A 23,425-nucleotide genomic window follows, 5' to 3' on the forward strand; every position below is an offset into this window, starting at 1 on the left:
GATTTACCAAGATTTTTAAATTTCCCTCAAAATAAAAAAGACGCACTTTTAATGCGTCTATGCAAGTTAGGAAAAATTACTTTACCAATTCTACAGAACCGCCAGCTGCTTCAACCGCCTGCTTCGCTTTTTCGCTAATAGCACTCACTTTGAAAGCAACCTTGCCTTTCAGCTCTCCGTTACCTAATATTTTTATTTTATCTGTTTGACCAGCCAGTCCAACTTCTCTCAATGATGTATGAGAAATTTCTGTCAGTTCATACTTTTCAACCAGGTGATCTATTTGACCCAGATTAAACACTTTATATTCAACGCGGAATGGGTTTTTAAAGCCACGTTTGGGCAAACGACGCTGAATTGGCATCTGACCACCTTCATGCGCGTTTTTCCGTTGATAACCAGCACGGCTTTGTCCCCCTTTGTTACCTTTTGTAGAAGTTCCACCTTTACCGGAAGCTTCACCACGACCTAAACGTTTTTCTCTGTGCGTTGCGCCTTTTGCAGGCTTCAGTTCATGTAATTTCATCTTGTTGATTTTTACTTAACGGGGAATCGCCCCTCGCTTTGTTAATGTGATAATTTGCTAATATGACGTCCCGGTTGCACCGGAATTAAATGTGCCTATAAAATCGCCGCGAAAATAATGATTTACTAACATCAAAAGCAATCAATCTGGTTAGAATGACTGCTTTTTATTGGCAATTTGTTTAATCTGCACTAGCTGTTCCCGGATTTCGCCGGGGATAGTTTATGATTAAGCCAGTTCCTCAACTTTCACCAGGTGGGTTACTTTGCGAACCATACCCAGGATTTGCGGAGTAGCTTCTACTTCTTTTGAAGCGTTGGTCTTATTTAAGCCCAGTGCCTGTAACGTTAATTTTTGACGCTCAGGACGGTCAATAGGACTTTTTACTAAAGTGATTTTAATCTTTTTCATAACCCCAATCTCTGCCAACCGGCACAGGAAGTTTTTTAGTTGAAAATTATTTTCATAACGGAACCCTTATTCCCCCTTTAGGAGGCTGGGGAGTTATCCGTTAAATACTTTCTTCAGGTTCAGTTTGCGCTGACGGGCAACAGTAACCGGTTCACGCAGTAAAGCCAGTGATTTGAAGGTAGCTTTCACCACGTTATGCGGGTTAGCAGAACCCAGTGATTTTGCCAGAACGTCGGTAATACCGGCGCTTTCCAGCACAGCACGCATACTGCCTCCGGCGATCACACCAGTACCATGAGCGGCTGGTTTGATCAATACTTTGGCAGCACCTTCTTTAGCCCATTGGTCATGGGGAATAGTTCCATGCATGATAGGCACTTTGATCAGGTTCTTCTTGGCGTCTTCAATACCTTTGGTAATTGCTTCCTGTACTTCTTTTGCTTTTCCCAGTCCATGACCTACTACACCATTTCCGTTACCTACCACTACCAGGGCAGAAAAACTAAAAGCGCGACCACCTTTGGTTGTTTTTACCACGCGGTTAATAGCCACCACTTTCTCTTTCAGCTCTATATCGCCGGCTTTAACCCTGTTTAAATTAACTTTTGCCATTATTTCTATTTGAAATTATCGGAATTGTAAAATGTGATGTCTTAAAATTCTAATCCGCCTTCACGAGCGCCTTCAGCAACAGCCTTTACACGGCCGTGGTACAGGTTACCACCGCGGTCGAAAACGATCTTGGCAATATTCAGGTCTTTTGCTTTGCGGGCAATAGCCTGACCAACCAGTTTGCTTTTTTCAACTTTAGTGATCTTTTGCGCACTGATATCCTTATCACGTGAAGAGGCTGCAGCCAGAGTAAAACCTTGGTTGTCATCAATCAACTGTGCATAAATATCGCTGTTGCTGCGAAATATAGCCAGTCTTGGTTTTTCGGCAGTACCGGCAATCTTCTTACGAATGCGGTAGCGTATCTTCTGCCTTTGCTCTAATTTGGTATTCATTGCTTTTATTTTATGCTCTCCGATGCTGCCGGAGAAGTAATGTGAAAATTTGATAATGTGGTGGTATGCCAAACAGCATACCACCACATTTATTATTTACCGGCTGCTTTACCAGCTTTACGACGAATAACTTCGCCAACGTATTTAACACCTTTTCCTTTGTACGGCTCAGGTTTACGTAAGCTGCGTAATTTGGCAGCAACCTGTCCCAGTAACTGTTTGTCGATACCTTCCAGGGTGATCTTGGGGTTCTCCCCTTTTTCCTGTGCAGTAGCCACTTTCAATTCTTTGGGAACTTCGAATAATATATTGTGCGAGTAACCCAGCGACAGATCGAGCAAGTTACCCTGATTGCTTGCTTTGTAACCTACCCCTACCAGTTCCAGTTTCTTGGAGTAACCTTCAGTAACACCTTTCACCATGTTGGCCACCAGCGCGCGGTACAAACCATGCATTGCACGGTGACGGATCTGGTCGGTAGGACGAGTAAAAATCACTTCGCCGTCTTTTACTTCGGCTTTGATATCCCGGTCAATTGACTGTTTTAATTCACCTTTAGGACCTTTAACGGTGATCACATTTTCCTTACTTACAGTAATTGTAACTCCACTTAAAACAGTTACCGGTTTTTTACCTATACGAGACATAACTTAATTAATTTAAAGTTTGTTTATTGTTTGCAGTTCACCCAACCGGTCAGCTCCTATAGGTTAAGAGCTTAATGTATTGAGGAACCATCCCGATCTCAGCCGGGATTAATAGATGTAGCAAAGAACTTCGCCGCCAACGTTCTGGCTTTTGGCTTGTTTGTCGGTCATAACACCTTGAGATGTGCTCACGATTGCAACACCCAGACCGTTTTTCACTCTTTTGAATTCAGCAGGGCTGGCATACTGACGTAAACCAGGACGGCTAACTCTTTCCAGAGATTTGATAGCAGGTTCTTTACTTTGAGGATCGTATTTCAAAGCTATTTTGATAAGGCCTTGTTTGTTATCATCCTCAAATTTGTATTTCAGAATGTATCCCTGATCGTACAATATCTCAGTAATACGTTTTTTCAGATTAGAAGCCGGGATCTCAACAATCCGGTGGCCAGCCATCTGAGCATTACGAACTCTAGTCAGGAAGTCTGCTATGGGATCAGTTACCATGTTTATTTTAAATTAAAACAGTTTTAAATTTTATTCAAGAGTAGTCCCTGCTTTTCAGGCTTGCTCTCATGTCTTGTGAGGCTTTCCCGATAAATATCGGGAGTTGCCTTTACCAGGAAGCTTTTTTCACACCTGGGATCTTACCATTCAAAGCCATATCACGGAACGTAACACGGCTTACGCCGAAGTAACGGATATATCCTTTCGGACGACCTGTTAACTGGCAACGGTTTTTCAGACGAACTTTCGAAGAGTTCTTCGGCATTTCATCTAAAGCTTTCCAATCGCCGGCAGCTTTCAGTGCAGCACGTTTTTCGGCATACTGCGCTACCATACGTTCTCTTTTCCTTTGTCTGGCTTTAACTGACTCTTTAGCCATAATATATTTTGCGTTTTGAGATTTCTGAATTTATAGATTTCTCCCGGTGATCACCGGGATAATTCTTAATCTTTCTTTGCTCCTTTGAACGGCATACCCAGTTCTTTCAACAGCTCGTAAGCTTCTTCATTGGTTTGGGCAGTAGTTACAAACGTAATGTCCATACCAGTGATCTTGTTTACTTTGTCGATGTCGATCTCAGGGAAGATGATCTGCTCGGTAACACCCAGTGTATAGTTACCACGGCCGTCGAAAGCTTTATCATTGATCCCTTTGAAGTCACGTACGCGGGGCAATGAAGTAGCGATGAGCCTGTCGAGGAACTCATACATTTTGGTACCACGTAATGTAACGCGGGCGCCAATAGGCATGTTCTTACGCAGTTTGAAGTTTGAGATGTCTTTTTTAGACATGGTAGGCGTTGCCTTCTGACCAGAGATCATTGTTAACTCATCAATTGCCACATCCACGAGCTTCTTGTCAGAAACAGCACCGTTCACACCGCGGTTGATACAGATCTTTTCCAAACGGGGAACCTGCATCACTGTGCCGTAGTTGAAATGTTTCATTAAAGCAGGTACAACTTCTTTTTTGTACTTATCTGCCAGCCTCGGCTTGTATTTTGTTGTAGACATTTTATTTAGCTTAGTGCGTTATGTTTAATGCCTGGGCAAACAGCATAACGCAATTGATAATCGATAATTATTTTATTGCTTCACCAGTTTCTTTGGAAATGCGTATCAGCTTACCGTTCTCACGGCTACGTTTTACTTTCACTCCGGCGCCTGCTTTAGCATCCCACAACATCACATTTGAAATGTGGATGGCAGCTTCTTTCTTTACAATGCCGCCGCGGGTATTACGGGCCGAAGGTTTGGTATGACGGGTAACAATGTTTACGCCTTCAACCAGCACGCGCGATTTTTCTGGAAATACTTCCAATACCTTGCGTGGCTTTTTAGCGTCTTTATCATCACCGGCAATAACTACTACGGTGTCGCCTTTTTTAATATTAAATTTCGGTTTGAATCTGTTGCTCATTTTATTTAAGCTTTTAGCTAAAAGCTGCAAGCTGCAGGCTTAAAGCCGTTTTCAATTATATTTCATGCAAGCTGGCATCATTGCCGTAAGCTTGCAGCTTGTTTTTATAATACTTCCGGAGCCAAAGAAATAATCTTCATATATCCTTTATCACGCAACTCTCTGGCAACGGGTCCGAAAATACGGGTACCGCGCGGCTCATCTGACTGATTCAACAACACTACGGCATTGTCATCAAACCGGATATAAGATCCGTCTTTGCGGCGTAATTTGTTCTTTGTGCGAACAATTACAGCTTTTGTAACAGTGCCTTTTTTAATACCACCAGCGGGAATAGCATCCTTTACGGTTACTACAATTTTATCGCCGATCTTGGCGTAATCCTGGCCGCTGTTTCCCAGTACACGAATACACAGTACTTCCTTGGCACCACTGTTATCAGCTACATTTAATCTGGACTCTTGCTGAATCATTTTTTTAGCTTTTAGCTCTCAGCCTTTAGCCCCGATGCTATCGGGACCAATAGCGAATGATTAAAAATTTATTTGAAATCGTCGTTGGCTTACAGCTTGCATTCTGCAGCCAACAGCTATATTACTTCGCCTTTTCTACCACTTCGACCAGTCTCCAGCGCTTTGTTTTGCTCAAAGGGCGGGTTTCCATAATGCGAACAGTATCGCCTATGGTGCACTCATTTTTTTCGTCATGAGCATGGAATTTGGTAGTCTTCTTTACGAACTTACCGTAGATGGGGTGTTTTACTTTTCTTTCTACAGAAACAGTGATGGTTTTTTCCATTCTGTTGCTGGTAACAACCCCTATTCTTGTTTTACGCAAATTTCTGTCGGACATTATACTAAATTTGATAATTTGATAATTAGCTAATGTGATAATTAAGACCAATTAGCATAATAGCACATTGGCTAATTAGTCACCTTACTTTGCCAGTTCCTTTTTTCTTAACTCAGTTTTTAACCGGGCCACATCCCTGCGCAGGTCACGAATGCTCATCGGGTTTTCCAGCGGAGAGATGGCATGTGCAAACTCCAGCTTTTTCAACCGCAGTTCATCTTCCTGGATCCGGGCTTTCAGGTCTGCCTCACTCATATCCTTCAGGCCTTTATTGAAATCTATTTTCTTTGACATAAAATTCGATTTGATATTATTTAAAACCCTATTAGCAATTATGCGCTATAATCGCGTCTTACTACGAACTTGGTTTTGATGGGCAGTTTTTGTGCCGCCAGTTCCATTGCTTCTTTTGCTACTGCTTCAGTAACGCCATCGCATTCGAAAATGATGCGACCTGGTTCAACTACAGCAGCCCAGAATTCAGGGTTACCTTTACCTTTACCCATACGCACTTCAAGTGGCTTGCGGGTAATAGGTTTATCAGGAAATATGCGGATCCAAACATTACCTTCACGCTTCATAGCACGGGTCATAGCCTGGCGCGCTGCTTCGATCTGACGGTTTGTTAACCAGATAGCTTCCTGAGATTTCAAACCGAAAGAACCGAAAGCGATAGTGGTACCGCGTTTTGCAACTTCGCGGATGCGGCCCTTCTGCGCTTTCCTGTGTTTCGTCCTTTTTGGCTGTAACATTTATCTAAAATTTGAAAATTTGAAAATTGAATTAGCACATCAGTTTATCAGCACCCTGGCTAATTAATCCTGCTGTCTGTTTCTATCACCACCTCTGTGACCGCCGCGATCTCCACCGCCTCTTCTGTCACCACCGCCGCCGCCTCTTCTGTCACCGCGATGATGTCCGCGATCGCCACCACCTTCACCTTCTCTTCTGTCTCTTCTGTCGTTCACATCGCTCTTACCACCAACGAGGTTCGGGTTCAGGTCTCTTTTACCAAGTACTTCACCTTTACAGATCCATACTTTGATACCGATCTTACCATAAACAGTCAATGCAAATACGTTTGCGTAGTCGATATCCATACGCAGGGTATGCAATGGTGTACGGCCTTGTTTGATCTCTTCGGTACGGGCAATTTCAGCACCACCCAAACGACCGCTGATCTTTATTTTGATACCTTCAGCACCCATGCGCAGTGCAGAAGCGATTGCCATTTTAATGGCGCGTTTGTAGTTGATACGGTTCTCGATCTGACGGGCAATGGTATCCCCTACGATCATGGCATCCAGCTCGGGACGACGAATTTCAAGGATGTTGATTTGCACATCTTCTTTACCTGTCAGTTTCTTCAACTCTTCTTTAATGCGATCAACCTCGTTCCCGCCTTTACCTATGATAATACCAGGCTTGGATGTGTGAATGGTAACGATCAGTTTATTAAGCGTGCGCTCAATAACGATTTTAGAGATACCACCTTTGTTGATACGGGCGTTCAGATAAGTTCTGATCTTGTTATCCTCGATCAACTTGGTAGAATAATCTTTTTTGTTACCATACCAGTTAGATTCCCAACCGCGGATAATCCCTAACCTGGCACCAATAGGATTGCATTTCTGACCCATTTATTATAATTTGAAAATTTGCTAATTATTTAACGTCAACGATTATAGTTACGTGGTTACTGCGCTTGCGAAGGCGGTAAGCACGGCCTTGCGGAGCAGGCAACATTCTTTTCAAAGTACGGGCGCCGTCAACAAAGATCGTTTTCACGATCAAACCAGCATCAGCAGCGCTTTGTCCTTCGTTCTTTTGCTCCCAGTTACTAATGGCGCTCTTTAATAATTTGTACAGCGGAGTGGCAGAGTGTTGAGGATGAAATTCCAGCAACGCTAATGCTTTTTCCACTTCAACACCACGTATTTCATCAGCCAGCAAACGCATTCTGCGGGGTGATGTGGGATAGTTTCTAAGTTTTGCTACAGCTTCCATTTTTATTATTTCTGATTTCTGAACCCCTGGTGCTTCAACCAGGAATATTGAAATTTTTATTAACCAACTTTTTTACTAGAGTGTCCTTTGAACTGGCGTGTGGGAGCAAACTCACCCAGCTTATGACCAACCATGAACTCGGTTACATATACTGGTATGAACTTGTTGCCATTATGCACAGCAAATGTGTGACCTACAAAATCCGGAGTAATTGTAGAACGACGGCTCCAGGTTTTAATCACACCTTTCTTTGCTTTACCATCGTTAATGTTAAGAACTTTTGTCTCCAGTTTGGCGGCTACATAAGGACCTTTTTTTATTGAACGAGCCATATCTAAAATTTGATAATTCGGTTTGTTTGAAAATTTGATCTACAGACCACTCAATTACTTGGCTAATTTTTTGCCGTTCTTACGTTGAATGATCAGTTTATCGCTTCCTTTACCTCTTTGGCGTGTTTTCAGACCTTTGGCGTATTTACCGGTTCTTGAACGTGGGTGACCACCTGAAGCCTTACCTTCACCACCACCCATCGGGTGATCTACAGGGTTCATCGCTACACCACGGTTGCGGGGGCGGATACCTCTCCAACGGTTACGACCAGCTTTACCCATCATTTCGAGGTTGTGGTCGCCATTGCTTACTACACCTACAGTAGCGAAGCAGTTGATGAGGATCTTTCTCAGTTCACCAGAAGGCATTTTCAATACTGCATATCTCTCTTCCTTGTTGGTGAGCTGGGCCGATGTACCGGCGCTGCGCACCAGTTTGCCACCCTGACCAGGTTGCATTTCAATGTTATGTACATTGGTACCCAGTGGCATGTTCTTCATTTGAAGTGCATTACCAACTTCAGGAGCTACAGCGTTGCCAGATATAATGGTACCGCCAACCTGTAAGCCCTGGGGAGCCAGGATATATCTTTTTTCACCGTCTTTGTAGTTTATCAGTGCGATAAATGCAGTACGGTTTGGATCGTATTCGATAGTAGCTACAGTACCGGGAATATCTTTCTTGTCGCGTTTGAAGTCGATGATACGGAACATCTTCTTGTGTCCGCCACCCATATAACGCATAGACCTTCTACCCTGAGCATTACGGCCACCAGTAGATGTAGTTTTCTCAAGCAGGCTTTTTTCCGGAGTGTCTGTAGTGATTTCAGCGTACGCATTTCCTATTCTCCAACGCGTACCGGCTGTAATCGGTTTGTATTTTTTAAGTGCCATGTTTTCTTCTGTATAATACTGTTAAAAAATCTTTTGTCAATTCTTTGCGGCGATTGACTCGCCATTCTTTATTCCTTGCTAACGGTGTAGACTAGATGTTTGAGTACAAATCAATGCTCTCTCCCTCTGCTACTTTCACATACGCTTTTTTGTAAGCGGGTTTTGTACCGGAAATAAAGCCGGATTTAGTGAACCGGTTCTTTGCTTTACCAGGCACTACCACCGTATTTACCTCTGTAACGTTTACACCGTAAAAGCTTTCAACTGCTTTTTTGATTTCCAGTTTGTTTGCTTTGCGGTTAACCCGGAAAGCAAAAGTTCTTTTGGCATCAGACAGCTTGTTGCTTTTTTCGGTAACGATTGGTTTTATCAGTACTTCTGCGAGTTTCATATTACTCTGTTTGAAAAATTTGTAATTAGCTAATCAGCGCGTTAATTAAGCCTCAACACCCTCTTCACTGAACAACCTGGCTGTGCTCTCAGTGAATAACAATACATCTGCATTTACGATATCGTAAGTATTGATATCAGCGAACTGAACACCCAGTGCATTGGGGATGTTACGTACGCTCTTTTGCAGGTTCTCGTTATACTCAGGCAGTATTACCAGTGTCTTTTTGCTGTCGATCTTCAGGCTGGTCATGATCTCAACAAATTGCTTTGTTTTGGGAGTGTCCAGGTTGATGTCTTCAACAACTACAATAGCACTTTCTTTTGCTTTATGAGACAGTGCGCTGATCTTAGCCAGATCTTTCACTTTACGGTTCAGTTTGAAATCGTAATCGCGGGGTTTGGGACCAAAAATGGTACCACCACCTTTGAACAACGGGTTACGGATGTTACCCTTACGTGAACCACCAGTACCCTTCTGACGGTGCAATTTTTTGCTGGAACCTTTAACTTCCAAACGGGTTTTCACTTTGTGCGTACCCTGACGTTGTGCAGCCAGATATTGCTTTACAGCCAGGTAAACAACGTGGTTGTTCGGCTCTGTACCGAAGATATCATCGGCTAAATCTACAGAGCGACCGGTTTTTGCACCCTTTATACTTAAAACATCTACTTGCATCGTACTTTATATTTAAGATTACCTCCCGATTTTTAACCGGGATAAATCTGCAATAACAAAATTATTTTTGAATGTATACTATCGCTCCGTTGTGGCCGGGAACAGACCCGTTCACCAGGATGTAGTTCTTATCAGGGAATACTTTCAGGATCTTCAGGCTCTTTACTTTTACGCGGTCCTGACCCATGCGGCCGGCCATGCGCATACCTTTAAATACGCGTGAGGCATCTGATGAGTTACCGATTGAACCCGGAGCACGTTGACGGTCGTGTTGGCCGTGGCTTTGTTCGCCCACACCACTAAAACCGTGACGTTTTACAACACCCTGAAAACCTTTACCCTTGGTAGTACCTACAACGTCAACTTTTTCGCCTTCAGCGAAAATGTCAACAGTGATAGCATCACCTAAACTCTTTTCAGTAAAATAATTGCGGAATTCCTTAACAAATTTCTTGGCGGCTGTATTGGCCTTTGCGAAGTGATTTTTTTCAGCAGCGATAGTGTGCTTTTCATTCTTGTCACCGTAAGCTAACTGGATAGCATTGTATCCATCAGTTTCGGTAGTTTTAACTTGGGTCACAATACAGGGACCTGCTTCAATGATGGTACAGGCAGTTTGCTTGCCATCCTGACTGAAGATGCTGGTCATCCCGATCTTCTTACCAATGATTCCTTTCATCGTTGTTCGGTTTGTGCCCTCGTGGTTGAAGAGACATTTGCAGTAATGATTGTAGAACAGGGTGTTCTTTAGGACGCTTATCCGCCAGGCGGCGGACAGGCACAACCATGAGCAACTTCAATCTCCGTTTGCTACCGACCTTTTCTGTTAGCCACCGAAGCTTTAGCTAATGTGGCCTTGCGCCACCGCTGTTAAGCTTCGTCACCCTTTCCGGATGTCCCGACCAAAAGCCGGGATGATAGAAGTACCGGTAGTAAACTAACCTCGAAGGGCTAGTTCATATTTTAAAAAGTTTATAATCCGTTTTAGTCGTAATCTGGCAGTTGCCATCTTACTTCCAACTAGTTAACCCAGCGCTGTTTTATCTATCCGCATTGGCGGGTAAAGTTTACAGATGGGATTGAAAGAACTTTATGAAAAAACCCTGTCAGGATTTTTAGAACCCTGACAGGGTTCATACAATGCTTATCAAGCTTTGATCTCCACTTCAACACCACTGGGTAAGTCAAGCTTACTCAGAGCATCTACCGTACGGCTGCTGGAAGTATAAATATCCAATAACCGCTTGTGTGTGCACAACTGGAATTGCTCACGGCTCTTCTTATTCACGTGGGGTGAACGCAATACGGTAAATATCTTTTTACGTGTAGGTAAAGGAATAGGACCTGTTACCACAGCGCCAGTGCTGCGAACGGTTTTTACGATTTTCTCGGCAGATTTATCTACCAGATTATGATCGTAAGACTGTAATTTTATTCTGATTCGCTGAGACATATTGCAAAACCCAATTTTTCCAATGGGGATGCAAAGGTAGGGGTTGATAGTTATTGTGCAAAAGATTTCTCTCTTTTTTTTAGACAAATCATGAAAAAACTGGTAAAAATGCAGGTTTTGGGCACCATCCGGGGCCAACAACCAGGTTTCAGGCCCAATTTACCCCCTTTCCGCCCGTGTACCCCACCGGCCAATTCCCTCTCTCCTACTTAACCGCCCTATTCCCCACCTGGCTCATACTTTCAGCAGTTGCCACCACCACCGCACTTCCCAGAATGACCCCAAAACCAGTCATGGTTTTTCCATAACCTGTTGGTTCCCGCACATAGAACTGGTTGCCCCGGTAGGCGCTTGTAAGCCAGATGCTTTGCGGATCGTGGGTGGTTGTCAGCAATTCCGAAACATAAAAAGAATGCTCAATGGCTACCGGTTTGGTGGTGGAATCGCCTATCATCAGGGTAAGATAGCTCCGGAACCGCAATGGCGAGCTGGCCTCGCTGAATGTGGCTACTTTTACGGGCACCGAATACCCATCGACCATCGCATAATTTATCTTGTGAAAGGCTGTGTCGGGCACATTTTCGATCAGTTTATTGGTAACCCCCATCGGGTTTTTGGCGATAAACGATTGCGGCGGAATAAAATCCATCGTTGGCGGCAAACTGGCAGTGGCATGAATGCTTCCTGCAGTGGACCCAAAACTACTGCCCCTGTTACCGTAATTATAAGAATGGCCGTAAAAACCACCCTGGATAGTCATTTCGGCAGGCATATAGCTGATGGCCTTGTCGTTCACCACCAGGGCGCTCCGTTGCCAGTCGATATAAACCGGCACGTGCAATTTGTTTTGAATGTTGATGTTTATCGGGGCGTTCTGGCCATTGAAATTATATACTATGCGCAGGCTGTCGTTTTCTGATACAAATTCCAACCTATCGTTCATGGCCACACTTGAACTGCTGAGGGTGGTATACTGATAACGGGCACAGGAAAAACATAACAGGATTAAGCAAGATAAGGGTATAGTTTTCAGCATAACTTTTTTCTACAAGTTAAGCCAAATCAAAAACCGCAGATGTTAAGAGATGTTAAGGATACCTAAAATGAATTCATATAATAAATTACAATCATCGGTTAGGCGCCAGATCTATATACGGTACGTGCAGCTCATCATACAGCGCCCTGTCATCCGGATCCAGGAACGGCGGCGTATGATCGCCAACCAGCAGAATATGCGCTTTGGGCGCACCGGGCTGCCTCAGTTTACCGGCAAGGTCCCTGAAATACTGCTGATGCTGGTAAGCCATTTGAAGCACATGCTCAGTATACCCTTTTTTCTTCCATTTTTCAGCAAACCCGTTGTACCCGTCATCATGTATTTCAAAGAGGGGCAAATGGGTGCTTAAAGTAACCCAGTAATAAAACTCCTTTCGCGCCGGATCGCTTTTCAATCTGTTAATCAACCAGGTGCTGAGCGCCGTATCACAAATACCCTGAAAATTTATATTTCCACAAAGCGGCATGGAAAGTTTCACGAAATCTTCCATGAACATGGCTTCCTGTATGCCCAGTGCCGGCCAAAGTTTTTTTCGATTATAGAAACCTGATTGAAACCCATGCAGCCCCACCACATAATATCCTTCGTGCTGCTTTTTTACAAAAATTGATTTCTCCTGCACCAGGCGGGTTTGCGCCTGGTATGAGTGAAACAGGTAACCGGTGATCTCCCTGAACTCGCCGGCCTGCGTTAAATACCTGTGTTGCGTATAGCCTTCCCGTAATAGGTACAAACTATCTGTTGCCAGTTGATACAACGGAGATAGTATTTCATGCTGTAAAACGCTGTCTTTGACAACGCCCAACGATTCAACCAGGATCAATATTTGTTTTTTATCTGCAGCGCTATCTGGTTTCGGGGCAAATACCCTTTGCGCTACAGACCCCAGGTATTCTACCTTTGAATCATTTTTTGAGTTGTTATCATTGTTGTTTGCCAAAGCATATTGCACCGATTTCATTAATGGCCAGGATGGTGCCGATACTATATTTTGTTTGATATGTAATAAACCAATCGACCACTTACTCAAGGGCCCCTGGCCATTTAAGAAATCGGCCAGCAGCAATCCAAACATAAACGGCCACAAAAATTTAAACCGCAAAAAAGGGTAATACCGGTTATACCGTTCCATGGCAATCACCAGCATTATTGTAAGGGCAACAAAAAGTACCAGCACACCACTCCATTTCAGCATATCGCCTACAGACATGGCCGGTATTTTTACAAGCGCATGGAATATTTCAAAAACGTCCATGAAGTACAGCGAAGAGGCGGCATATCCTATATCATATATTGCAAACAGCACCCAAAAGAGTATGAATATTTTGCGGTTTATATAAGGGTAAAGACAGGCGAGCAGCAAATATTCCCAAACAAAATAGCCCCTTCTGATGAACACAAATGGCTGAACAACCCAGCATATGAGGTTTGGTATTACCAGTATCAACAATGCTGCAATTAACCATTGCCATACATTTTTCTTTTGGATTTCCAACATAGTCAGGGAGCATTAATTTGGTATAAGTTCTATATAGGGTACCCGGTTCGCATCATACATTTTCCGGTCGGCGGGATCAATAAATGGTGGCGCATGGTCCCCTACCAGTAAGATATGCGCTTTGGGTGAACCCGGTTTGCTTAGTTTACCGGCCAGGTCCCGAAACAATCCTTTTTGCTGATAAGCCATCTGCAGGGTATTTTCAGTGATCCCCTGTTCTTTCCATTGCCGGGCAAAATTATTATACGCCTCATCATGCACTTCAACAAGCGGCAAATGCGTATTTAACGTAACCCAGTAATAAAATTCTTTTCTATCGGGTTGCCGGTTCATATTATTGAGCAGCCAGGTATTGATGACTGTATCACAAATGCCTCTGAATTCATTGCTTCCACATAATGGCAGCTGAAGCGTATTCAATTGTTCAATAAAATACATTTCCTGCACCCCCAGCACCGGCCAAAAAACATTGCGACGGTAAAACTTCGAGGTATTGCCGTGCACGCCTATTACATGATATCCCTGCTCCTGCTTTTTTATCAGCAGGGAGCTATCTTTTACCCATTTGTCGCGCACCAGGTAATAATGGAAAACACAACCGGTCAATTCCCTGAACTCACCGGCCTGCGTTAAATATTTATAAGATGCGGTGCCTTCCCTGATCGTGTACTGATGATTCTGCACCAGCTCATATAACGGTTGCACCACATCGCTATGTAACTTTTGATCGGTCAATAAACCCCACGATTCAACCAGTATGAGGGCTTCCTTATTGGTGGCCGCAGCGGCCGGTTCCTGCCAAAAAACTGTTTTTGCAGCAGACCCTAAATAGTCAATATTATGTTTGGCGGTACTTACAAAAACAGCGTGCTGCACCGCCTTTACAACCGACCAGGTGGGAACGGATACTATTTCTTTTTTCGATACAAAGAACACTACCCCAGCCAACACGATCAATGGCCACAGAAACCTGAGATGCATTATCCGGTAAGATGCTTCGTAACGGATAAGCCCTTTCACCAGGGTGAAAATAATGAGTATGAACAGGATCAGCAAACCGCCCCATTTCAGCCAGTCAATTAATGCCAACTCCGGTATTTTGGCCAGGGCATGCACCATTTCCATAAAATCCATAAAAAACAGGGAGGAAGTAGCATACACCAGGTCATACACCGCGAACAGGATCCAGATCGTAATAAATAATTTGCGGTTGATAAGCGGGTATAAACAGGCGATCAATAAATATTCTGCTACGAAAACGCCTCTCGACAAACTTACTTTGGGTTCAAGTATCCAGAAGAGACAATTAGGAACAACAAGGATCAGCAATGCACCAAGAAGCCATTTCCCAATTTTTTGTTTTTGCATTTCCATATGTAGGGTAATTACATAAACCAGTTATACAGGAAATAAACACCCACTGTTAATAGGGCGCCTATTATATCATCTATCATAATGCCAATGCCCTGTTGTATTTGTTCAACCGGTTTAAAGAATGGTTTGAATATATCGAACAATCGCCATACAATAAAAAAAACTAAATAAGGAAGGAGCTTGTGGGGAATAAAACATACAACGATCAGGGAGCCTATTACTTCATCGAGCGTAAAACAGGAAGGATCGTGCCCCACACATTTTTCGAAGCGGTATGCCAGGTAAAACGACAGCGGAAGCAGCGCCAGCAAGGCGCCCACCAGCAGGCCATCGGGGTAAATGAACCAGGCCGCCCCAAAAACAAGCGCGCTTGTAATGGTTCCCGGCCCTTTCATAGTATACCCTACATAAAAAAAGGAGCCCGCTACTTTTTCCCAACCTTTCAATTCCATTTCTTAATAAAGGGTTTAACCAAACCGATGTATGATAAAGAGATGATCACCACTTCAAGCAGGGTATGCACCCTAAAGCGGTCTGTTGAAACTGGTATTATACGGTACAGCTGTTCAACGAAAAGCAGTAATCCATATAAATAGGATAAAGCCGTTTTTAATTTACTGATAAATAAGGTGGGCGTTTGACTGTCTTTATTGCCCGAAAAGGATGCTATGCGTATTATGGTCTGCAGTATTTCACGCGTAAAATACAGGATGGTAAACCACCAACTGATGTCACCGGTTACATAAAAAAAAGCAAAGGCGCCCAGCAATACCACTTTATCGGCAATGGGGTCCAGTAATTGCCCCCATGATGTGCGGGCATTGAACTTTCGGGCCAGCCAGCCATCGACCCAATCGGTAAGGGCAATTACAATAAACCAGCCTACCCTGATGACGGTGATCTTTCTGTCGTAAAAGATCGCCGTAAACAGTATAGCACCTGCCACAATGCGCACAATGGTTATCAAATTAGGTAACCATACGGGCAACCGGTAACTGGTAGTATTTGTCATTTTAATGGCGCAAAGATAATTATCTTCCGCCCGGTTCACAATGTGATCTCAGATAACTGGTATACAAGGAGCTCAGGTGTTCATAAGTACCTGCCCCTTCTGAAATGCTATGGGTTCGGTTAGGGTAACTCATAAACTGGAATTGCTTATTGTATTTGATGAGCTCGTTCAATAACAGCTCGGCATTCTGGTAATGTACATTGTCGTCGCCACTGCCATGAATATATAATAAGTTACCCCGTAAATTTTTTGCATGGGTTATGGGTGAACCCTGTATATAATCGGCCCGGTTTTCCTGGGGCAATCCCATATAACGCTCCTGGTAAATATTATCATAGGTAAATATGCTGCCCACGGCGGCTACTGAAATACCTGTTTTGTAGATGTCGGGGTACTGGAACATCAGGTTCAGGGTGGCAGAACCGCCCCCACTCCATCCCCACACGGCTATGCGCGACGTATCAACAAAGGGCCATTTGCATACTTCGCGGGCAGCCATTGCCTGGTCGCGGATATTCACCTGCCCAATATTGCGATAGATGACCTTGCGCCAGTTGCGTCCTTTTGGCACCGGGGTGCCCCGGTTATCAATGGAAATATAGATATATCCATCTGTTGCCATATCACCTTTGTACAGGAAATTTTCTGCTATGCCATACTGGTCTCTTACGTTTTGTCCCCAGGGTTCGGTATACACATAAAATACAACCGGGTATTTTTTATTGGGGTCGAAGTTCTTCGGCTTTACCATCCAGCCATCCATTTCAATGCCTTCTGCAGTTTTCACTTTGAAGAACTCAATACCATTGGCTTTATCGGCTTTGGCAATGGCCTCGTTCACTTCATTGGCTCCATTCAGTCCTTTGTGATTGGGCAGGGAAACCCATTCATTTGTATAGGGCGTATAATAGTTCGAAAAAATATGCCGTGCATAGGTGCCCGTGGGTGAAACCGAATATTCATGGGTGCCATCCTGGCCGGCAGGCGATACCCGTTCTGCGGGGCCTTTGCCATTCAGTTTGGTACGATACAGGTATTTCTGTGTGCCATTGCCGGGTGAAGCCATAAAATACACATAGCCGTTCTTTTCATCAATTGCCGATATTTCCATTACATCGTAATTGCCATTGGTTATGCGCTCTTCTTTCTTTCCATCGCGGGTGATGCGGTATAAATGCCGCCAGCCGTCTTTTTCAGAAGCCCAGATAAACTCTTTGCCGCCGCTGATCCAGTCCCAGCCGCCCCAGATGTAATCGTTATCCCATAAGGGCTGAATATCGATCCAGGCCGAATCCTTTTCTGTATAAATAACCTTTGAAGCGCCGGTTTGTGTATTGCACAACAACAGATCGCTCTGGTTTTGATACCGGTTCAAATGCTGAACAATGAGCTCATTGTTATTGCCGGCCCACTCCATGCGGGGCACATAGCTTTGCAATACAGGGTCGGTAGCAATATCCATCCATTGTGTTTTGGCAGTAGCCACATCTACCACCCCAATTTTAAAGGGCGAAGGTGGTTCACCGGCAATCGGGTATTCAACCGGTACAGAAAATGGGTAAATGGAATCGGTATTATCAACCATCAGGTAATCCTTTGTTTTGCGGGCATCGATCTGCCAGTAAGCAATTTGCCTGCTGTCGGGGCTCCAGCGAAATCCGTCGCGGCAAAAGAACTCTTCTTCATATACCCAGTCGAAGGTGCCGTTTATGAATTTACGGTTACCATCGAGCGTAAGCTGTTGCACATTGCCGCTGGCCAGGTCTTCTACATACAAATTGTATTCGCTTACATAGGCTACTTTGGCGCCATCGGGCGAAAATTTCGCAAACATCAGGGAGCTGGCGGGCCGGTTTTTGCCCAGTTGCTTTAAAGAGCCGGTTCCTGCATCAAAAACCCAGTAATCGCCCCGGGTTTGCAACCGCCATACTTTTTTGGTATTGGTGAACAGCAGCACCTTTTTTTCATCGGCCGAAAAACTAAAACTGCGCACATTGAGCGGCGTTGTTCTTCCTTCGGGCGTCAATTGCTTTTTTGAAGCGATCACCGTTTTTGTGTTTTGCGGCAGGGTATATACACCCAACTCGCCGTCTTCGATACGATAATAACCATTACCGTTGCCGGTCCATTTTATGGCACCCTGGGCAAATAGAAGAACGGGTACAAATACCGTAAGTATCACCAATAAAAAAGTCATGAGCTGTCCTGAGCGGAGTCGAGGGATCGAAAAATGCATGCTGTTACAATTTGGAGCAGGAAATTAAGACTTTGCAGCCAAACAATCATTACCACAAATAAAAACCCCGCCCAAATGATGAGCGGGGGTGTCTGTACTCCTGATCCGTATAAAGAAGTTATAAAATTTTATCTGGCCCAATAACCGGGAACCCAAACATAACCATGACGGCGGGGCGCCCAGTAACCTTCAACCCAATGACGATGGGGGCGAGGCATTACCCAGTAGCCGTCGGAGTGTACATAGCGTCCATTACGCACTACCCAACCACCTTCTATCCACACATGGCGTGGCGATGGCGCTACGGGACGTACTACAACCGGGGCGGCCGGGCGAACCTTAACGATCACCTGCGCTGAGGAGGCAAATGAAAAACCAACTACCAGGGCTGCGGCTAAAATGATGCGGTTAATATATTTTTTCATACAATGATTTTTAGTTCTACAATTCATTTTCCGTTTATTGGAGCCCTGTTAAAAACAAAAGTTTAAAGCCCTGCTTTTTGTTTTCATTTCATTAACAAATGGTCATTGTATGGGTAAAAAAAGCCCCGATATGTAGCAAAAAAAAGCCTCCCAACAAAAGTCAGGAGGCTCTATATTAAGAGATATGAGAACGCAATTACTCAGCTTTCACTTTGCCTTTCACCTTGGCGATCACTTCTTCAGCGATGTTGGTAGGTGCAGGTGAATAGTGGCTGAACTCCATGGTGCTGGTAGCGCGGCCAGATGACAAGCTACGCAACTGGGTTACGTAACCGAACATTTCGCTCAGCGGCACCTTGGCTTTAATTACCTGTGCATTACCGCGAGTGTCCATGCCTTCGAGCATACCTCTCCGCCGGTTAAGGTCACCGGTAACATCACCCATGTATTGATCAGGAGTGATAACTTCCACTTTCATGATCGGTTCCAGTAATACTGGTTGTGCTTTACGACCAGCTTCGCGGAAACCGGCTCTGGCACACAACTCAAACGACATACCGTCAGAGTCAACCTGGTGGTAGCTACCGTCGAAGATGCGGATCTTCACATTCTCAACAGGATAGCTGGCCAATACACCAGTACCCATAGCTGATTCAAAACCTTTTTGAATGGGTTGAATGAACTCACGGGGAATAGATCCACCGAAGATATCATTCACGAACTGGAAGCCTTTGTCAGGATTTTCCTTCAGCCACTCTTCATCGGCAGGTCCCAATTCAAACACGATGTCGGCGAATTTACCGCGACCACCGGTTTGTTTTTTCAGGGTTTCGCGATGCTCAACACTTTTCCGGAACGCTTCTTTATAAGCAACCTGGGGAGCGCCCTGGTTAACTTCAACTTTAAACTCGCGTCTCATACGATCGATGATGATCTCGAGGTGCAACTCACCCATACCACGCAGGATGGTTTGACCGGTATCTTCATCGGTATTTACGCGCAATGTAGGATCTTCTTCAACCAGCTTGGCAATGGCCATACCCATTTTATCAACGTCGGCCTGTGTTTTAGGCTCAATGGCGATCGCGATCACCGGCTCGGGGATGAACATGTTCTCAAGCACGATCGGATGATTTTCATCGCAAAGGGTATCACCGGTCTTGATCTCCTTGAAACCTACCGCAGCACCAATATCACCGGCTTCGATGAAATCGATGGGGTTTTGTTTGTTGGCGAACATCTTCATGATACGGCTGATACGCTCGTTTTTGCCACTGCGCATGTTCTTAACATACGAACCGGCATCGAGGTGGCCGCTGTAACAACGGAAGAAGGCCAAACGACCTACGAACGGGTCGGTCATGATCTTGAAAGCCAGGGCTGCAAAAGGCGCTTTAGGATCAGCCCTGCGAACTTCCGGTTCTAATGTATCAGGGTTAGTACCTACTATATCATCGATATCAGCTGGTGAAGGCAGGTAGCGGCAAACAGCATCCAGTGCAGTTTGTACGCCTTTATTTTTGAATGAAGAACCGCACATCATCGGAACGATGCTGAGATCGATCGTTGCTTTGCGGATAGCTTCATGTACTTCATCTTCACTGATCGTGTTAGGATCGTCGAAGAATTTCTCCATCAGTTTGTCGTCGTATTCGGCAACAGCTTCAATGAGGTTTTGCCTCCATTCTTCAGCTTCTGCAACCATATCAGCAGGAACAGGGATCTCGTCGAAGGTCATACCTTCTGTTTCCATGTGCCAGATGATACCTTTCATTTTGATAAGGTCAACCACGCCTTTGAAATCATCTTCAGCGCCGATGGGTAATTGCAGGGGAACTGCTTTTGCACCCAGCATTTCTTTAACCTGTTTAACCACCATCAAAAAGTCGGCGCCTGAACGGTCCATTTTGTTAACAAAACCGATACGGGGAACTTTATAGCGGTTAGCCTGGCGCCAAACGGTCTCAGACTGAGGCTCAACGCCATCAACGGCAGAGAACAGGGCGATCAACCCATCGAGTACGCGCATTGAACGCTCTACCTCAATGGTAAAGTCAACGTGTCCCGGAGTATCGATGATGTTGAAATAGTATTTTTTAGTATTGGCATCTGCCTTACCTTTTACGGTAGGGAAGTTCCACTGGCAGCTAACAGCAGCAGAAGTAATGGTGATACCTCTTTCTTTTTCCTGCTCCATCCAGTCGGTGGTAGCCGCCCCATCATGCACTTCTCCTATTTTATGGATCATACCGGTATAGCGCAAGATACGCTCCGTAGTAGTTGTTTTACCGGCATCAATATGTGCCGCAATTCCAAAATTTCTTTGTAATCGTAAGTCTGCCATGACTTTGTTAAATTTTCTTTTTAATGTTCCAGGGTAAAATGCCCTGAAAATGAGCGGGCAAAGGTAAGAAAAATTCCAACGAATTTCGTATGGAACAGGTTAAAAATAAATACCCTGCCGGGGACCTAAAAAGAAAGCCCTGCGTGATTTACAGGGCTTTCAGGTACAGTAACCAACCAGGTAATAGAAAATTAATACAGATAGTTCAAAGCAATGACATCATTGGCATTAAAGGGACGATTCTGGCCCGATCCGATGCAGGACAGCATCCAGCTGTTGGGATCTGCGCCTGTGGGCGTGCCGGGAATATTAATAGCGCCAACCCCTGCAGAGCCTTCATTTACAGCAGATCCGCCGCAACTGTACGACCTGTTAAAGTAGTCGGTATGGCGGAAACCGATACAATGGCCAATTTCATGCGCCAGAATGGAAGCCACGGTGTTATTGGGCTGGCCAGCCACCGCGCTTGAGTTCAGGATCACCTGGCTGTATGGATTTCCGGAAGAAGTGGGGAAACCGGAAGAAGCCAGGAAACTGCCCGAACCATTAACAATTGAAATATTGGCGCCTGAAGTTACCCGGGTAAAAGTGAGCTGCAATCCCAGCGCATTGTAACGGGCCAGGGCGGTGTTCAAAGCTGTAGACCAGGTACTGAGGCTCGAAGACAGGCTTACAGTAATTGTTCTGGGCAGATTTCTTACCAGATTAGTGGTACGGTATTGCTCTTCGCCGCCCACTCTTAAAAGCGATACATCGCCTTTGGCGTTCAGATCGGCCCCGCTAAGCAGAATATCGCCTTCAACAATGTAATTTCCTTTTCCATCAGCAATTACATTACTGTTGCTGAAGCCGAGGTTGTAAATTTTAGTAAGGACGTCGTCTGAAACGCCGGTAGAAGGGGTGTCGCTGGAAGCATTTTTGCGGCAGGCAAATAAGGTGAGCATGCAGGCTGCCGCTACTGCAGTTAACGTGCAAATAGTCTTTCTCATGTGACTGTAGATTTAATGTCGGTTAATGGTATGGTTACTGCACCGTGATCGTTTTATCAATTTAAAGAAAATTATCCTGAGCAATTTGCTGCAAAATGGCAACGGCGTTGCATAAGAGCCGGTATTTACCCAAAAATCGGTATGTATCACCGTTACTGTGGAAAAGTTTTTTCTGAGATTAGTTATTTGCACTATACGTGCAGGTTAGTATAACGTATTAGCTATTTTGTTGAACATAAAAACAAAGGCCCCCAATGCATCGGGAGGCCTCTGTTATATAAGATCGCATAACAATTACTTAATACAAATAACCCAGCGCTATTTTATCGTTGTCATTGAATGGCCGGTTCTGTCCCGAGCCAATGCACGATAACATCCATGAATTGGGATCAGGACCCGATGGCGTTCCCGGTACCTGCACCGCACCAATGGTAGAAGCGCCTTCATTCACCGCCTGCCCACCGCAACTGTAAGCACGGTTCATATAATCGGTATGCCTGAATCCTATGCAATGCCCCAGCTCATGCGCGATCACCGAAGCAATCGTTGCCTGTGGCTGGCCATTAAGCGCATTTGAATTCACTTTTACCAGGTAATAAGGATCTCCGGAGCTGGTAGGGAAACCGGAAGATGCCAGATAACTCCCACTCGCTTTAACAAGGGAAATATCTGCACCCGATGACACGCGTTGAAAAGTTATCAGCAGGTTCTCGGCATTATAACGCCCCAACGCCTCATCCAGCGCTGCCACATACGAAGAAGGCAGCCTTGATGAAAGGCTCACTTTGATAACCCTTGGTAACCGGGTAACGAGGTTATAGGTACGATACTGTTCCTCGGAGCCTACCCGGAGGAACTGCGTGGCGGGCATTGCATCGAGGCTGGCCTGGCTCAATACAATATCCCCTTCAACCAGGTAATTACCATCTTCGTCCATGGTTACATTCTTATTGCTAAAGCCGAGGTTATAGATTTTATTGAGAGATTCTTCGGAAGGAGTGGATTTTTGTTCGCTGGCAACGTTCTTACGGCAGGAAAATAACACAACAACACAGGCTGTGGCTACAGCAGCCACTTGCAAAACTTTTCTCATAAGCGTTTTCTTTTAATAGTTTACAAATTAATGGCCCCTTCAATTTAATTAAAATCATAACATGCTACACCGGCAATAAAAGCAACTGCGTTGCAGAAGAGTGGCTTTTTACCCAAAAACCAGCACATTTTAGATCCCTGTGTATAAAAAACTTGTCAAAGATCAATTTAGGCTGCACGACCAGGTTAGATATTGACATATCCAACCCTTTTTCGTAACACGCCGTATTTCATGGTTATTTATTTATCCGCGGTGCGCCATCATTTCCAAAT

General features: G+C 44.6%; 31 protein-coding genes. All 31 read right to left on the bottom strand.

Annotated features, from left to right (window positions below):
- Nucleotides 1–76 precede the first annotated feature (76 nt).
- Nucleotides 77–526, bottom strand: coding sequence for a 50S ribosomal protein L15 (gene rplO / locus A3860_RS08125; protein WP_081146054.1), 450 nt, complete (start codon nucleotides 524–526; stop codon nucleotides 77–79).
- A 228-nt stretch (nucleotides 527–754) separates the two neighbouring features.
- Nucleotides 755–937, bottom strand: a complete 183-nt coding sequence (rpmD, locus tag A3860_RS08130; protein ID WP_081146055.1) for a 50S ribosomal protein L30 — start codon at nucleotides 935–937, stop codon at nucleotides 755–757.
- Nucleotides 938–1,030: 93 nt separating this feature from the next.
- On the bottom strand, nucleotides 1,031–1,549 hold the full coding sequence (gene rpsE / locus A3860_RS08135; RefSeq protein ID WP_014220834.1) for a 30S ribosomal protein S5: 519 nt from the start codon (nucleotides 1,547–1,549) through the stop codon (nucleotides 1,031–1,033).
- A 41-nt stretch (nucleotides 1,550–1,590) separates the two neighbouring features.
- Nucleotides 1,591–1,944 (bottom strand): 50S ribosomal protein L18, encoded by a 354-nt coding sequence (gene rplR, locus A3860_RS08140; protein WP_081146056.1) that lies wholly within the window; start codon nucleotides 1,942–1,944, stop codon nucleotides 1,591–1,593.
- 92 nt (nucleotides 1,945–2,036) lie between these two features.
- Nucleotides 2,037–2,591, bottom strand: coding sequence for a 50S ribosomal protein L6 (gene rplF, locus A3860_RS08145; RefSeq protein WP_081146057.1), 555 nt, complete (start codon nucleotides 2,589–2,591; stop codon nucleotides 2,037–2,039).
- 108 nt (nucleotides 2,592–2,699) lie between these two features.
- On the bottom strand, nucleotides 2,700–3,098 hold the full coding sequence (gene rpsH, locus A3860_RS08150; RefSeq protein ID WP_081146058.1) for a 30S ribosomal protein S8: 399 nt from the start codon (nucleotides 3,096–3,098) through the stop codon (nucleotides 2,700–2,702).
- 109 nt (nucleotides 3,099–3,207) lie between these two features.
- A complete protein-coding gene (rpsN, locus tag A3860_RS08155) occupies nucleotides 3,208–3,477 on the bottom strand; it encodes a 30S ribosomal protein S14 (protein WP_081146059.1) in 270 nt (89 codons plus the stop codon).
- Nucleotides 3,478–3,542: 65 nt separating this feature from the next.
- On the bottom strand, nucleotides 3,543–4,112 hold the full coding sequence (gene rplE, locus A3860_RS08160; RefSeq protein ID WP_081146060.1) for a 50S ribosomal protein L5: 570 nt from the start codon (nucleotides 4,110–4,112) through the stop codon (nucleotides 3,543–3,545).
- Nucleotides 4,113–4,179: 67 nt separating this feature from the next.
- On the bottom strand, nucleotides 4,180–4,518 hold the full coding sequence (rplX, locus tag A3860_RS08165; RefSeq protein WP_081146061.1) for a 50S ribosomal protein L24: 339 nt from the start codon (nucleotides 4,516–4,518) through the stop codon (nucleotides 4,180–4,182).
- Between the two features lie 104 nt (nucleotides 4,519–4,622).
- On the bottom strand, nucleotides 4,623–4,991 hold the full coding sequence (gene rplN, locus A3860_RS08170) for a 50S ribosomal protein L14 (protein ID WP_014220841.1): 369 nt from the start codon (nucleotides 4,989–4,991) through the stop codon (nucleotides 4,623–4,625).
- A 121-nt stretch (nucleotides 4,992–5,112) separates the two neighbouring features.
- Nucleotides 5,113–5,370, bottom strand: coding sequence for a 30S ribosomal protein S17 (rpsQ, locus tag A3860_RS08175; protein WP_081146062.1), 258 nt, complete (start codon nucleotides 5,368–5,370; stop codon nucleotides 5,113–5,115).
- A gap of 84 nt (nucleotides 5,371–5,454) precedes the next feature.
- Nucleotides 5,455–5,664: a 50S ribosomal protein L29 gene (gene rpmC, locus A3860_RS08180; protein ID WP_081146063.1), complete on the bottom strand. Its 210-nt coding sequence runs from the start codon at nucleotides 5,662–5,664 to the stop codon at nucleotides 5,455–5,457.
- Between the two features lie 38 nt (nucleotides 5,665–5,702).
- A complete protein-coding gene (gene rplP, locus A3860_RS08185; protein WP_081146064.1) occupies nucleotides 5,703–6,122 on the bottom strand; it encodes a 50S ribosomal protein L16 in 420 nt (139 codons plus the stop codon).
- A 63-nt stretch (nucleotides 6,123–6,185) separates the two neighbouring features.
- Entirely contained in the window at nucleotides 6,186–7,010 is an 825-nt protein-coding gene (gene rpsC, locus A3860_RS08190) for a 30S ribosomal protein S3 (RefSeq protein WP_081146065.1), read from the bottom strand.
- A gap of 25 nt (nucleotides 7,011–7,035) precedes the next feature.
- Nucleotides 7,036–7,377, bottom strand: a complete 342-nt coding sequence (gene rplV / locus A3860_RS08195) for a 50S ribosomal protein L22 (RefSeq protein ID WP_081146066.1) — start codon at nucleotides 7,375–7,377, stop codon at nucleotides 7,036–7,038.
- Nucleotides 7,378–7,436: 59 nt separating this feature from the next.
- Complete coding sequence (gene rpsS, locus A3860_RS08200) at nucleotides 7,437–7,709, bottom strand: 30S ribosomal protein S19 (RefSeq protein ID WP_081146067.1); 273 nt, start codon at nucleotides 7,707–7,709, stop codon at nucleotides 7,437–7,439.
- A gap of 54 nt (nucleotides 7,710–7,763) precedes the next feature.
- Entirely contained in the window at nucleotides 7,764–8,603 is an 840-nt protein-coding gene (gene rplB, locus A3860_RS08205; protein ID WP_081146068.1) for a 50S ribosomal protein L2, read from the bottom strand.
- Between the two features lie 91 nt (nucleotides 8,604–8,694).
- Complete coding sequence (rplW, locus tag A3860_RS08210) at nucleotides 8,695–8,994, bottom strand: 50S ribosomal protein L23 (RefSeq protein ID WP_081146069.1); 300 nt, start codon at nucleotides 8,992–8,994, stop codon at nucleotides 8,695–8,697.
- Nucleotides 8,995–9,039: 45 nt separating this feature from the next.
- Nucleotides 9,040–9,672 (bottom strand): 50S ribosomal protein L4, encoded by a 633-nt coding sequence (rplD, locus tag A3860_RS08215; RefSeq protein WP_081146070.1) that lies wholly within the window; start codon nucleotides 9,670–9,672, stop codon nucleotides 9,040–9,042.
- 61 nt (nucleotides 9,673–9,733) lie between these two features.
- On the bottom strand, nucleotides 9,734–10,351 hold the full coding sequence (gene rplC / locus A3860_RS08220) for a 50S ribosomal protein L3 (protein ID WP_081146071.1): 618 nt from the start codon (nucleotides 10,349–10,351) through the stop codon (nucleotides 9,734–9,736).
- A 468-nt stretch (nucleotides 10,352–10,819) separates the two neighbouring features.
- Entirely contained in the window at nucleotides 10,820–11,125 is a 306-nt protein-coding gene (gene rpsJ / locus A3860_RS08225; protein WP_014220852.1) for a 30S ribosomal protein S10, read from the bottom strand.
- A gap of 205 nt (nucleotides 11,126–11,330) precedes the next feature.
- Nucleotides 11,331–12,068, bottom strand: coding sequence for a hypothetical protein (locus A3860_RS08230; protein WP_216823406.1), 738 nt, complete (start codon nucleotides 12,066–12,068; stop codon nucleotides 11,331–11,333).
- A 184-nt stretch (nucleotides 12,069–12,252) separates the two neighbouring features.
- The gene (locus A3860_RS08235) at nucleotides 12,253–13,680 is read right to left on the bottom strand and encodes a sulfatase-like hydrolase/transferase (RefSeq protein WP_081146072.1); all 1,428 of its coding nucleotides are present in this window, start codon (nucleotides 13,678–13,680) and stop codon (nucleotides 12,253–12,255) included.
- A gap of 12 nt (nucleotides 13,681–13,692) precedes the next feature.
- The gene (locus A3860_RS08240) at nucleotides 13,693–15,048 is read right to left on the bottom strand and encodes an alkaline phosphatase family protein (RefSeq protein WP_143774005.1); all 1,356 of its coding nucleotides are present in this window, start codon (nucleotides 15,046–15,048) and stop codon (nucleotides 13,693–13,695) included.
- Nucleotides 15,049–15,065: 17 nt separating this feature from the next.
- Complete coding sequence (locus A3860_RS08245; RefSeq protein WP_081146074.1) at nucleotides 15,066–15,506, bottom strand: phosphatidylglycerophosphatase A; 441 nt, start codon at nucleotides 15,504–15,506, stop codon at nucleotides 15,066–15,068.
- Nucleotides 15,497–16,066 (bottom strand): CDP-alcohol phosphatidyltransferase family protein, encoded by a 570-nt coding sequence (locus A3860_RS08250; protein WP_081146075.1) that lies wholly within the window; start codon nucleotides 16,064–16,066, stop codon nucleotides 15,497–15,499. The genes A3860_RS08245 and A3860_RS08250 overlap by 10 nt, the downstream gene beginning before the upstream one ends.
- A gap of 19 nt (nucleotides 16,067–16,085) precedes the next feature.
- Nucleotides 16,086–18,302: a S9 family peptidase gene (locus tag A3860_RS08255; RefSeq protein WP_245843499.1), complete on the bottom strand. Its 2,217-nt coding sequence runs from the start codon at nucleotides 18,300–18,302 to the stop codon at nucleotides 16,086–16,088.
- Between the two features lie 128 nt (nucleotides 18,303–18,430).
- Nucleotides 18,431–18,727, bottom strand: a complete 297-nt coding sequence (locus tag A3860_RS08260; protein ID WP_158085168.1) for a YXWGXW repeat-containing protein — start codon at nucleotides 18,725–18,727, stop codon at nucleotides 18,431–18,433.
- Nucleotides 18,728–18,923: 196 nt separating this feature from the next.
- Complete coding sequence (fusA, locus tag A3860_RS08265) at nucleotides 18,924–21,071, bottom strand: elongation factor G (RefSeq protein WP_081146077.1); 2,148 nt, start codon at nucleotides 21,069–21,071, stop codon at nucleotides 18,924–18,926.
- Between the two features lie 191 nt (nucleotides 21,072–21,262).
- Complete coding sequence (locus tag A3860_RS08270; protein ID WP_081146078.1) at nucleotides 21,263–22,060, bottom strand: M57 family metalloprotease; 798 nt, start codon at nucleotides 22,058–22,060, stop codon at nucleotides 21,263–21,265.
- Nucleotides 22,061–22,358: 298 nt separating this feature from the next.
- Entirely contained in the window at nucleotides 22,359–23,153 is a 795-nt protein-coding gene (locus A3860_RS08275; RefSeq protein ID WP_081146079.1) for a M57 family metalloprotease, read from the bottom strand.
- Nucleotides 23,154–23,425: the final 272 nt, after the last annotated feature.

It is taken from the genome of Niastella vici (genome assembly GCF_002077945.1).
Taxonomy (GTDB): domain Bacteria; phylum Bacteroidota; class Bacteroidia; order Chitinophagales; family Chitinophagaceae; genus Niastella; species Niastella vici.